Consider the following 11,053-nt stretch of genomic DNA (forward strand, 5'->3'; position numbering starts at 1 on the left):
GAAACGTAACATCGCTACTGATAAGTCGTCGCACCGCATCAACGGTGAAATCACTGCGCCGGAAGTGCGCCTGGTCGGGATCGAGAACGAACCGCTCGGTATCGTAAAACTCGCTGACGCTTTCCGTAAATCGGAAGAACTGGATGTTGACCTGGTGGAAATCGCGCCGCAAGCGGTGCCGCCGGTTTGCCGTCTGATGGATTACGGCAAGTTCAAGTACCAGGAATCGAAGAAGCAGCACGAAGCGAAGCTGAAGCAGAAGGTCATCCAGGTCAAGGAAGTCAAGTTCCGCCCGGGTACCGATGACGGGGATTACAACGTCAAGCTCCGCAATCTCGTGCGCTTCCTCGAAGAGGGCGACAAGACGAAGATCACGTTGCGTTTCCGCGGCCGCGAAATGGCTCACCAGGAAATCGGTATGCGGATGCTGGAGCGTCTGCGCACGGATCTCGAGGAAGTCGGCCAGGTCGAGCAGATGCCGAAGATGGAAGGGCGCCAGATGATCATGGTGCTCTCGCCGAAGAAAAAGAAGTAACGGGCCCGCGCGCGTCGCGCGCAGGTTCGACAGTGGTTCGGCGCGTTGCCCGGTCAGGGCGGCGCGCCAACGATGACGGCGGCTGCGCAAGCGGTGCGCCGTACACAAGTGGACTGGGTTTCGAAGGGCGGGTCAAGGGCGCAAGCCAACCGCACACCCATCGCCATCTAATAAACTGGAGTTGTTCGTCATGCCTAAGATGAAGACCAAGAAGAGCGCTGCAAAGCGCTTCGTGGTGCGTCCGGGCGGTACCGTCAAGCGCGGTCAAGCCTTCAAGCGTCACATCCTGACCAAGAAAACCACGAAGAACAAGCGCCATCTGCGCGGCGCAACGGCAGTTCATGATTCCGATCTGAACTCCGTCCGCGCGATGCTCCCGTTCGCGTAACCCCTCAACTGATACTCCAAGGAGAGAAACATGCCTCGAGTCAAACGTGGGGTAACCGCACGGGCCCGCCACAAGAAGATCATCAACCTGGCCAAGGGTTATCGCGGCCGCCGCAATAACGTCTACCGCATCGCCAAGCAGGCGGTGATGCGCGCTGGTCAGTACGCGTACCGCGATCGCCGCAACAAGAAGCGTGTGTTCCGCGCACTGTGGATCACGCGTATCAACGCGGCAGTTCGCCAGCACGACATGACCTACAGCGTGTTCATCAACGGCCTGAAGAAGGCGTCGATCGAACTCGACCGTAAGGTGCTGGCCGACATGGCGGTGTTCGACAAGGCTGCTTTTGCTGCGATCGTCAAGCAGGTGAAAGCCGCCGTTGCAGCCTAATTGCGAAATTAGCACTGCGTGGTTAGTTGCAGCGAGGTTCCGGTAGTCTCGGCCGCTGCAGCGAAAACGGGGCTCTTCCGAGCCCCTTTTTTGTTTGGCGAGGCCATTTCGCTCGCCAAGACCGAATGACGTTGGAAATGATGGGATCTATGGATCTGGACCAGATTGTCGCCGACGCGCAGCAGTCCTTCGAACAGGCTGCCGACATCACCACGCTCGAAAACGAGAAAGCGCGATTTCTCGGCAAATCGGGTGCGCTGACCGAGTTGCTGAAGGGCCTCGGCAAGCTCGATCCCGAAGCACGCAAGACCGAAGGCGCACGCATCAACGTCGCGAAGCAGCAGGTCGAAGCCGCGCTCACCGCCCGTCGCCAGGCCCTGGCCGACGCGCTGCTGAATCAGCGCCTCACCGCCGAAGCGATCGACGTGACGTTGCCGGGCCGTGGCGCCGGTGCAGGCAGCCTGCACCCGGTGATGCGCACGTGGGAGCGTGTCGAACAGATTTTCGGCTCGATCGGTTTCGACGTGGCCGACGGCCCCGAAATCGAGACCGACTGGTACAACTTCACGTCGCTGAACAGCCCGGAGAACCATCCGGCGCGTTCGATGCAGGACACCTTCTACGTCGAAGGCAAGGACGCCGACGGCCGGCAGCTGCTGCTGCGCACGCACACGAGCCCGATGCAGGTGCGTTATGCGCGCATGAACCGTCCGCCGATCAAGGTGATCGCGCCGGGCCGCACGTATCGCGTCGACAGCGATGCGACCCACTCGCCGATGTTCAATCAGGTCGAGGGGCTGTGGATCGACGAAAACATCAGCTTCGCCGACCTCAAGGGCGTCTATACCGACTTCCTGAAAAAATTCTTCGAGCGCGACGACATCCTCGTGCGCTTCCGTCCGTCGTATTTCCCGTTCACGGAACCGTCGGCCGAGATCGACATGATGTTCGAGCAAGGCAAGAACGCCGGCAAGTGGCTCGAAATTTCCGGCTCGGGGCAGGTGCATCCGACCGTGATCCGCAACATGGGCCTCGACCCCGAGCGCTACATCGGTTTCGCGTTCGGCAGCGGCCTCGAGCGCCTGACGATGCTGCGCTACGGCGTCCAGGATCTGCGGCTGTTCTTCGAGAACGACCTGCGTTTCCTGCGCCAGTTCGCATAACGCCGCTCGCCGCGCCGACCTGTGCCCGCGCACGCCCGACGGATGTTTCCGACGGGGCCGGGCGTCGATCTAACCTGTTTCGAACGTAGACATCCATGCAATTCCCTGAATCCTGGTTGAGAACCTTTGTCGACCCGCAGCTGACGACCGACGCCCTGTCGCACGCGCTGACGATGGCGGGGCTCGAAGTCGAATCGCTGAGCAAGGCTGCGCCGCCGACGTCGAAGATCGTCGTCGGCCGCGTGCTCGAAGTCGTCAAGCATCCGGATGCCGACAAGCTCAATGTCTGCCAGGTCGACGCCGGCACCGGCGCGACGCTGAACATCGTCTGCGGCGCGCCGAACGTGGCGCCCGGCATCAAGGTGCCGGTCGCGCTGGTGGGGGCGGAACTGCCGCCGGCGGAAGAGGGTGGCAAGCCGTTCGCGATCAAGCTGTCGAAGCTGCGCGGCGTGGAGAGCCAGGGGATGCTGTGCTCGGCGCGCGAGCTGAAATTGTCCGAGGATCACAGCGGGCTGCTGATCCTGCCGGAAGACACGCCGGTCGGCCAGGACATCCGCGAAACCCTCAATCTCGACGACACGATCTTCGAAATCAAGCTGACGCCGAACAAGGCCGACTGCCTGTCGGTGTTCGGCATCGCGCGCGAGACGGCCGCGATCACCGGCGCACCGCTGACGCCGGTCGACATCCGCCCGGTGAACGTCGAGTTCGACGAAACGCTGCCGGTGCGAATCGCCGCCCCCGATCTGTGCGGCCGCTTCTCGGGCCGCGTGATTCGCGGCGTGAACGCGCATGCGAAGACGCCGCAGTGGATGGTCGAGCGCCTCGAGCGCTCGGGCCAGCGCAGCGTGTCCGCGCTCGTCGACATCTCGAACTACGTGATGTTCGAACTCGGCCGCCCGTCGCACGTGTTCGATCTCGACAAGATCCACGGCGGCATCGAAGTGCGCTGGGGCAAGCGCGGCGAATCGCTGAAGCTGCTCAATGGCAACACGGTCGAACTCGACGAAACGGTCGGCGTGATCGCGGACGACCGGCAGGTCGAAAGCCTGGCCGGCATCATGGGCGGCGACAGCACGGCCGTCACGCTCGATACGACCAACATCTACCTGGAAGCCGCGTTCTGGTGGCCGGACAGCATCCGCGGCCGCGCGCGCAAGTACAACTTCTCGACCGATGCGGCCCATCGCTTCGAGCGCGGCGTCGATTACGCGACGACCGTCGAGCACGTCGAGCGCATCACGCAACTGATCCTCGAGATCTGCGGCGGCAAGGCTGGCCCGGTCGACGATCAGGCGGTGAACCTGCCGCAGCGCGCGCCGGTGAAGATGCGTGTATCGCGCGCGAACCGCATCATCGGCGTGAAGATCGACGCCGACGAGATCGCGAACATCTTCACGCGCCTCGGCCTGCCGTTCGAGCGTGAGGACGACGCGTTCCTCGTCACGCCGCCGTCGCACCGCTTCGACATCGAGATCGAGGAAGACCTGATCGAGGAAGTGGCGCGCATCTACGGCTTCGAGAAGATTCCGGCGCGGCCGCCGGTCGCGACGAGCGAAATGCGCGCGACCCACGAGACGCGGCGTTCGATCCACGACATCCGTCACGCGCTCGCCGCGCGCGACTATGCGGAAACGGTCAACTTCAGCTTCGTCGATGCGGAGTGGGAGCAGGATTTCGCGGGCAACGACAACCCGATCCGGCTGCTGAACCCGATCGCGAGCCAGCTTTCGGTCATGCGCACGACGCTGTTCGGGAGCCTGATCTCGGTGCTGCGCCACAACCTGAACCGCCGCGCCGATCGCGTGCGCGTGTTCGAATCGGGGCGCGTGTTCATTGCCGATCCGTCGGTGAAGGCCGGCGAGTTGGCGGTCGAAGGTCATGCGCAGCCGAAGCGCGTCGGCGCGCTGGCGTACGGTCCGGCATTCGACGAGCAGTGGGGCATCACGACCCGCGCGGTCGATTTCTTCGACGTGAAGGGCGATCTCGAGGCGCTGCTCGCGCCGGCGGTCGCGCGTTTCGTGAAGGCCGAGCATCCGGCCCTTCATCCGGGCCGCAGCGCACGCATCGAAGTCGATGGCCGCGCGGTCGGCTGGATCGGCGAACTGCATCCGCGCCTGATGCAGAAGTACGAGCTGCCGCACGCGCCGGTGATGTTCGAAATCGACGCGGATGCGCTGACTGCACGTGCACTGCCCGCGCCGACCGACGTGTCGAAATTCCCGCCGGTCCGTCGCGATATCGCGGTTGTCGTCGATCAGGCGGTCGAGGTTCAGGCACTTTTCGACGAAATGAAGAAGGCGCTTGCCGAAGACGCCTGCCGATTCGTTCAGAAGGTTGTACTCTTCGACGAATTTCGTGCAAAATCAAATACTTCCGGCGGTCTTGCCGCGAACGAGAAGAGCCTTGCCTTCCGCGTGACGCTACAGGACGCGGCGGGCACGCTGCAGGACGAGGTCGTCGATCAGGCGATCCAGACGCTGGTCGAGCGAATGGCTCGTGCCGGTGCGCGCCTGCGCGGCTAAGGAGAGGGCCCGCCCGTTCGCGGGCGGCTTTTTCCATCGTAAGTTTTGATTCAACGCGCTGTATGGCAGATATGAACGACATGACCTCGAGTGAATTCGAAGCCCTCCTGACGGCGCAACGCAGTGCCATGAGCCGCGACGCTTCGGCGCCGGCGTCCACCGAGACGCCGACGCTGACGAAGGCGGAACTGGCGGAGCTGCTGTTCGACAGCGTCGGGCTGAACAAGCGTGAAGCGAAGGACATGGTCGAGGCGTTTTTCGAAGTGATCCGCGATGCGCTCGAAAACGGCGAAAGCGTCAAGCTGTCGGGGTTCGGCAATTTCCAGCTGCGCGACAAGCCGCAGCGTCCGGGCCGCAACCCGAAGACGGGCGAGGCGATTCCGATCGCGGCCCGCCGGGTGGTAACCTTCCACGCGAGCCAGAAGCTGAAGGCGCTGGTCGAAAACGGCGCGGAGTAATACGCGCCCACGCCCCGCGCGACCACCGCGCATCCTTACCGACGGTTAACCGATGACCACCACGGTTGAGAAAGTCGTCTTGCCTCCGATTCCCGCGAAGCGCTACTTCACGATCGGCGAAGTCAGCGAACTGTGCGGGGTCAAACCACATGTGCTGCGTTACTGGGAACAGGAGTTCACTCAGCTGCGGCCGGTGAAGCGGCGTGGCAACCGGCGGTATTACCAGCATCACGAAGTGCTGCTGATCCGGCGGATTCGCGAGTTGCTGTACGAGCAGGGCTTCACGATCAACGGCGCGCGCAACCGGCTCGATTCGCCCGGCGGCGAGCGGGCCGCGGCGGAGCCGGGCGAATCCGATGTGCAGGCCGCCGATGCGCGCGCGGCGGCCAAGGCGGGCGCAAACGTCGATGTGGCCGCGTTGCGGCAGGCGTTGCTGGACGTGATCGACGGACTGAAACACGACTGAGCGTACGGCGCGCAGGATGCATGGGAAAGCCCGGTTGGCGACCGCCACCGGGCTTTTTTCATGCGGGTCGCGTCTTCTGCGGATCAGCGCGACGCGAGCGGATTCTTGTGGCCCATGTCGACGACCAGCGTGCCGTCCGGCAGCATCCGCACCGAGCCCTGCGCGACCTGGTTGCGGTACCCGTACAGGTCGAACCGCATCGGTCCGGCCTCGGCCGAATTCCGGATCAGCGCGCGCACGTTCAGTTCGAGCACGTTGAACATCTTCATGTCGCCGCCTTCCATCCACATGTAGCTCGGCGCATCGATCTGCGGCCGCTTCGGCGCGGGCGCGCCCGGTGCACGCCGGAACGTGAGACGCAAGCCGTCGCGCTCGACCGTCGCCTGCGCGAGCTTGCCGTTCAGCACGGGCGGCGGGAACACGGTGTACTGGTCGAGCACGAGCGTGTCGCCGCGCAGTTCCGCGCCGCGCCGCTGCAGCGGCGTCAGCGACGAGAGCTCGATGCCGAGCGAGCGCAGCAGCGTCGCCTGCGGGATACCGAGCACCGACACCTGCGACGGCTTGAATGCGAGGTGGCGGTCGTCGAGCACCGTCAGCGAGCCCGTCATGTCGGTCGGCAGCCAGACGCCCGGCACGTGATTCCACAGCTTGATGCCGCCCTGGACGCGCAGGTTCTGCCCGTCCGCGCTCAGTTGCAGGTCGTTCAGCGAACGCGGCGAATAGTCGAGCAGGTAGTCGTTGAACAGCGCCGACATCGCCTTCCACGACTCGACGACCGTGCCGCCGAGAATGCGGATGTCGTACTGGTTCGGGTCGTCGAGATCGACGGGTTCGCCGGCGCGCTTCGATACGAGTTCGACGTCGAGATCCTCGACATGAAAGCCGATATCGCCGGACAGGTTGAAGTCGACGTTGCGCAGATGGATCGTCGGGTTGCGGTTCGACACGTGCCGTTCGTTGAACGGCGTCGTCGACGTGCGCCGCATCGCGACCTTCTGCATGCCGGGCCGCGCGGCGTCCGCCGCGAGCGCATACGCTTCCCAGTGCTGGCGCACGTCGCGCAGCGCATTCTGCTGCGCGGCGAGGAAGCTGTCGTTCAGGCGCGCGGCCGCGTTGCCGAGCAGCGCGCCGCTGGCCGGGCCCGTATACGAAGGCATCCGGATCGCCATCGCGCCGCTTTCGTCGAAGTTGAAGTAGCCGGCCGATACCTGGTCGCGATAGTGATACAGGTCGAACACGAACGTCTGGTCGCGCTTCGACGCATCGAGCGGGCCGATCAGGATGTCCGCGTTCATCGGCATCGAGCGCATGAATTTCACGTCACCGCCGCGGATATACATCGCCTGCTGCGGCGCGTTCGCGGGCATTGCGAAGCCGGCATGCGTGCCGTCGTCGAGCTTCAGGTCGAGGCCCGCCGGCGTCACGCGCAGCGCGGTGATCGTGAGCTTCAGGCGCGGCGGCGGCATCAGCTTGTCGACCGCCATCACGAGATCGTCGCCGGCGAGTTGCGCGATCGGCGTCTGCACCTTCAGCAGGTCGGCCATTTTCACGTTGGCCGCGCGCATCACCGGCTGCGCGTCGAGGCCCGACACGCGTACGCCGGTCGGGTGGAACACGAGCTGGCTGCCGTCGCGGATCGCGAGCGTGCCGGTCAGCGAGAACGGTACCCAGCCGTCGCGCTGCATCTCGCCTTGCAGATGGATCACGCCGTCGCCGGCCGATACCGCGAGCTTGCGCAGCGGCGCGTTGCGATAGCCGAAGATATAAGTGTTGAAGAGGGCGGTCAGCTTCGCGTTGTCGAGCGTCACCGTGCCTTGGTGTACGTCGATCTCGAAGCTCGTCGGATCGTCGAATACGATCGGCGCGCCGGCCTGCGTGGGTACGAGCGTGGCCGATAACTGATGGATGAAGAAGCCGAGATTGTTGACGACGCGGAAATCGACGTCGCGCAGGAACGTCATCGCCCCGTTCTGGCCCGAATCGCGCAGCGTGAACGCGCGCGGCTGCGTGAGGCTGATCGATGCGAGCGACGGCACGGTGCGTGCGATTTGCTGCTCGCGCGCGAGGCGCTGGGCCTTCGTGCGTTCGATCTTCGTCGACGCGATGGACGTGTTGCTGTCGCGCTGCGCGGCCGATTCCGCGCAGCCGGCGCACAGCAGCGCGAGCGCCAGCGCGCCGCAGCCGAACACGCGGGAGGGCATATGCGCCGCCCGGGCGGCCGTGCGCCGCAGGCCGGCAACCCGGTCGAAAATTGCCAAAGGCGAGCGATGGCCGCGCCGGACCGCATTCCGCATCGTCTGTCTCCATGTCTTGTCTTGATCGACGGCGGCGCGCGCCACTGCACGGCGCGAGCGTCGATGCCGTGCAGTGTGTCATAGCGTGCTAGAGCGGCGTTACCAAACAACGGGCGCCCGGGCACGGCGCGCCGGCGGGCTGCCGGACAATGGTTTCGCGGTGGATGGGCGAGCGGATCAAACGGTCGTTTGGTTCGTCCGGACCGCCGACCGGCGTTTTTCGACGCGCCCCCGAAAACCCGCGGTCGACCATGGCCGGCGCGGGTTTCACCGGATACCGAAGCGGCGCGGCCCCGGGCATCGACGGATACGATCGCGGAGGGCGGCGAGGTAAGATCGGCATCAGTGGCGAATTCGACATCACAACACGGCAGCCATCACGGGGAAGCGTCATGGACCTGAAGGAAGTCGACGTACTGGGTGCGGGGGTGGGCGATCACTGGTACTACGCGTCGAAGGCGAGCGCCATTCGCCGGTTCCTGGGCGCGTCGGGCGCGAACCGGATACTCGACGTCGGTGCGGGCTCCGGCTTTTTCTCGAAGCATCTGCTCGAGCGCACGCAGGCGACGGAAGCATGGTGTGTCGACACGAGCTACGCCGACGACAGCGACGGCGAGGCCGCCGGCAAGCCCATCCACTATCGGCGCTCCGTCGATCGATTCGACGCCGATCTCGTTTTGCTGATGGACGTGCTCGAGCATGTCGACGACGACGTCGGGTTGCTGACGCAGTATGTGAAGGGCGCGCCTCCGGGCAGCCGGTTCCTGATCACGGTTCCCGCGTTCCAGTTCCTGTGGAGCGGCCACGACGATTTTCTCGAGCACAAGCGCAGATACACGCTCGGCGGCCTGGAGGACGTGGTCCGGCGCGCAGGGCTCGACGTCGAGCACGGCGCCTATTATTTCGGCCTCACGTTTCCGCTCGCGGCCGCACTGCGGCTGGGCGAGCGGGCGCGCTCGCATCCACGTGAGCCTGCGTCGCAATTGCGCCGTCATCATCCGTTCGTCAACGGTTTGCTCAAGACGATCTGCCGCATCGAGTTGCCGATGTTCCGCTTCAATCGCGTCGCCGGCCTGACGGTCATCTGCGTCGCGCGCAAGCGATGATGGTGACGGATGCGGGATCGGTGCCGCAGATTGCTTGCATCGGCGCGATCGCGCCAAAAAATTTCACGAGAACATGCACAAAATGCATGTGACCCGTTCTAAATCGGGAAACTGTCTGTTATAATTTTTTTCTTTCGGGGCGTAGCGCAGCCTGGTAGCGTACCTGCATGGGGTGCAGGTGGTCGGAGGTTCAAATCCTCTCGCCCCGACCAGATGGAAACCCGCGCGGCGTAAGGCCGTGCGGGTTTTTTACTTGATGCTCAATTTTTGTGCATATTGGAGACCGTATTAGAGAATCTCTAATATCGGGGCGCGATTTATGCTGATTTGAGCGTCGGCAGGTGAAGAACGACGTTCGATCGCGGCACCTCGCGCGACTTGATGTAGGTCTCGGTCGTCGATGTGTCGGTGTGGGCACCGGCGACGCGCAGCTCCTCGATCGCGTAGCCGGCGTGCTTGGCATCGGTCATTGCCTTCGCGCGGATATCCTTGACGGTGTAGGGTTTACCCTTGATCGACACATCGAACTTCTCGACGCGCTCGATCGCACCGTCCCAAGCGTCGCGGCACGCCTGGTCGGTCTTCGGATTGCCCTTTTTGTCACGGATCACGTACTTCTGGCCGAACGCCGGGTCGAGCAGCTTCGCGCGCGCGAGCACTGCGTCGATGTCGGGTGTGATCGGCCAGTCGACCGCTTCGCCGCTCGAGTCTTCTGTCTTCGTCGGAACGAAATGGATCACGCCGGCCTCGCGGTCGATCTGATCCCAGCGCAGCAGCCGGATTTCTGTTGAGCGCTGGCAGGTCAGGTAGCACAGGTCGACAAAGCACTGCATCATGGCGCCGGTCGGGACCGTGCCGATGATCGTCCGCTCGTTCGGCTTCCCCTCGTTCTTCTTGTACCGATAGGTCATCAAGGCGGCGCGGATCGCGAGAAAATGGCGGTCGGGAATGTAGACGTCCCGGTCCTTCGGCTTTTTCACCTTGACCTCGCGGCAGGGGTTCACCTGCATCAGCTTCTTCTTCCGGATCACCCAGCTGAAAAACCGCGTCAGCCACGCCTTCATGGCGCGCTGCATGGGGAGCTTGTCGCCCCATTTCATCGTCAAAAAGTCCTCCACCGCGCCGGCGTCGATCCGCTCGACGTTCCAATCGCGCAGCGCCGAGATCACCGCATCACCGCGCCGAACCCACTCATCGCGATAGGTCTCCGCATACTGCTTCTTGTGGGTATCGACGTACTCGCCGACGAGCCGCGGAATATTGCCGATGCCGGTAGTCGGCTCGAACTTCCGCTTCTCCTCGGCGAGCCGCTCGTGCATGCGAATGTCGCCGTCGTCAACGCGGCACAGTCGCTTCCACTTCCCGTCGGGACGCACCCAGTAGAACGAGCCGTCGCGCATATAAACGCGACTCGGCAGCCCGTCCGGCCGTTTTCGGCGGCGTGCATTCATGGGTTGCCGTCCTAGTAGATCCGTGGCCGCTCGAACACGGCCTCGGCGCGCGCTTCGGTCGTCCGCAGGCCGAGCTTCGCCTCGGCGAGGAGGCGGAACGTTTCCCACGTCAGCGCAATGCTCCCATCGTCGCGCCGCGGCACGTCGACGCCGAACTGAGCCTTGAACCAGGCTGCCTGCGCGCTGTAGCGCTTCTTGCCGGTCGCCTGTTCGAGGTCCACGGCAGTCATCAGACCGGTGCTCATCGTTCGATTCTCCGAAATTCCACAATCAGAGT

At 64.0% G+C, this 11,053-nt stretch carries 11 protein-coding genes and 1 tRNA gene; 9 read left to right on the forward strand and 3 right to left on the reverse strand.

All coding sequences use genetic code 11. From position 1 onward, the window contains the following. Window positions 1-10 precede the first annotated feature (10 nt). The 7 genes from infC (at window position 11) to CFB49_RS07425 (ending at window position 5,925) form a co-directional block, all read left to right on the forward strand. Window positions 11-535, forward strand: coding sequence for a translation initiation factor IF-3 (infC, locus tag CFB49_RS07395; RefSeq protein WP_071734130.1), 525 nt, complete (start codon window positions 11-13; stop codon window positions 533-535). Between the two features lie 190 nt (window positions 536-725). Further along, window positions 726-923 (forward strand): 50S ribosomal protein L35, encoded by a 198-nt coding sequence (gene rpmI / locus CFB49_RS07400; RefSeq protein WP_004191477.1) that lies wholly within the window; start codon window positions 726-728, stop codon window positions 921-923. A 30-nt stretch (window positions 924-953) separates the two neighbouring features. Beyond that, window positions 954-1,313, forward strand: coding sequence for a 50S ribosomal protein L20 (gene rplT, locus CFB49_RS07405; protein ID WP_004192938.1), 360 nt, complete (start codon window positions 954-956; stop codon window positions 1,311-1,313). A 149-nt stretch (window positions 1,314-1,462) separates the two neighbouring features. Further along, window positions 1,463-2,476, forward strand: a complete 1,014-nt coding sequence (gene pheS / locus CFB49_RS07410; protein ID WP_006486107.1) for a phenylalanine--tRNA ligase subunit alpha — start codon at window positions 1,463-1,465, stop codon at window positions 2,474-2,476. Window positions 2,477-2,571: 95 nt separating this feature from the next. Then, window positions 2,572-5,001 (forward strand): phenylalanine--tRNA ligase subunit beta, encoded by a 2,430-nt coding sequence (gene pheT, locus CFB49_RS07415; RefSeq protein WP_089491000.1) that lies wholly within the window; start codon window positions 2,572-2,574, stop codon window positions 4,999-5,001. A gap of 71 nt (window positions 5,002-5,072) precedes the next feature. Next, complete coding sequence (locus CFB49_RS07420) at window positions 5,073-5,459, forward strand: integration host factor subunit alpha (protein ID WP_059608578.1); 387 nt, start codon at window positions 5,073-5,075, stop codon at window positions 5,457-5,459. A gap of 52 nt (window positions 5,460-5,511) precedes the next feature. Then, entirely contained in the window at window positions 5,512-5,925 is a 414-nt protein-coding gene (locus tag CFB49_RS07425; protein WP_089491001.1) for a MerR family transcriptional regulator, read from the forward strand. An 83-nt stretch (window positions 5,926-6,008) separates the two neighbouring features. Here CFB49_RS07425 and CFB49_RS07430 read toward each other — a convergent pair whose 3' ends face one another. Next, a complete protein-coding gene (locus tag CFB49_RS07430) occupies window positions 6,009-8,219 on the reverse strand; it encodes a hypothetical protein (RefSeq protein WP_089491434.1) in 2,211 nt (736 codons plus the stop codon). Window positions 8,220-8,611: 392 nt separating this feature from the next. Here CFB49_RS07430 and CFB49_RS07440 point away from each other — a divergent pair, with 392 nt between their 5' ends. Both CFB49_RS07440 and CFB49_RS07445 read left to right on the forward strand, forming a co-directional pair. Next, entirely contained in the window at window positions 8,612-9,325 is a 714-nt protein-coding gene (locus tag CFB49_RS07440; RefSeq protein WP_089491003.1) for a class I SAM-dependent methyltransferase, read from the forward strand. A 135-nt stretch (window positions 9,326-9,460) separates the two neighbouring features. Continuing rightward, window positions 9,461-9,537: transfer RNA gene (locus CFB49_RS07445), tRNA-Pro, on the forward strand. Window positions 9,538-9,642: 105 nt separating this feature from the next. Here CFB49_RS07445 and CFB49_RS07450 read toward each other — a convergent pair. Together CFB49_RS07450 and CFB49_RS07455 are read right to left on the reverse strand one after the other, a co-directional pair. Further along, window positions 9,643-10,776, reverse strand: coding sequence for a tyrosine-type recombinase/integrase (locus CFB49_RS07450; protein ID WP_089491004.1), 1,134 nt, complete (start codon window positions 10,774-10,776; stop codon window positions 9,643-9,645). A gap of 11 nt (window positions 10,777-10,787) precedes the next feature. Continuing rightward, window positions 10,788-11,021 (reverse strand): DUF4224 domain-containing protein, encoded by a 234-nt coding sequence (locus tag CFB49_RS07455; protein WP_089491005.1) that lies wholly within the window; start codon window positions 11,019-11,021, stop codon window positions 10,788-10,790. Window positions 11,022-11,053 lie beyond the last annotated feature (32 nt).

Origin of the sequence: Burkholderia sp. AU17457 (assembly GCF_002223255.1) — a bacterium.
GTDB classification, from domain to species: Bacteria; Pseudomonadota; Gammaproteobacteria; order Burkholderiales; family Burkholderiaceae; genus Burkholderia; species Burkholderia sola.

Excerpts from the sequence above, each read along its gene's own strand:
- rpmI (WP_004191477.1), top strand. The coding sequence starts at position 726 with ATGCCTAAGATGAAGACCAAGAAGAGCGCTGCAAAGCGCTTCGTGGTG.
- rplT (WP_004192938.1), top strand. The coding sequence starts at position 954 with ATGCCTCGAGTCAAACGTGGGGTAACCGCACGGGCCCGCCACAAGAAG.
- pheS (WP_006486107.1), top strand. The coding sequence starts at position 1,463 with ATGGATCTGGACCAGATTGTCGCCGACGCGCAGCAGTCCTTCGAACAG.
- pheT (WP_089491000.1), top strand. The coding sequence starts at position 2,572 with ATGCAATTCCCTGAATCCTGGTTGAGAACCTTTGTCGACCCGCAGCTG.
- CFB49_RS07420 (WP_059608578.1), top strand. The coding sequence starts at position 5,073 with ATGAACGACATGACCTCGAGTGAATTCGAAGCCCTCCTGACGGCGCAA.
- CFB49_RS07425 (WP_089491001.1), top strand. The coding sequence starts at position 5,512 with ATGACCACCACGGTTGAGAAAGTCGTCTTGCCTCCGATTCCCGCGAAG.
- CFB49_RS07430 (WP_089491434.1), bottom strand. The coding sequence starts at position 8,219 with ATGCGGAATGCGGTCCGGCGCGGCCATCGCTCGCCTTTGGCAATTTTC.
- CFB49_RS07440 (WP_089491003.1), top strand. The coding sequence starts at position 8,612 with ATGGACCTGAAGGAAGTCGACGTACTGGGTGCGGGGGTGGGCGATCAC.
- CFB49_RS07450 (WP_089491004.1), bottom strand. The coding sequence starts at position 10,776 with ATGAATGCACGCCGCCGAAAACGGCCGGACGGGCTGCCGAGTCGCGTT.
- CFB49_RS07455 (WP_089491005.1), bottom strand. The coding sequence starts at position 11,021 with ATGAGCACCGGTCTGATGACTGCCGTGGACCTCGAACAGGCGACCGGC.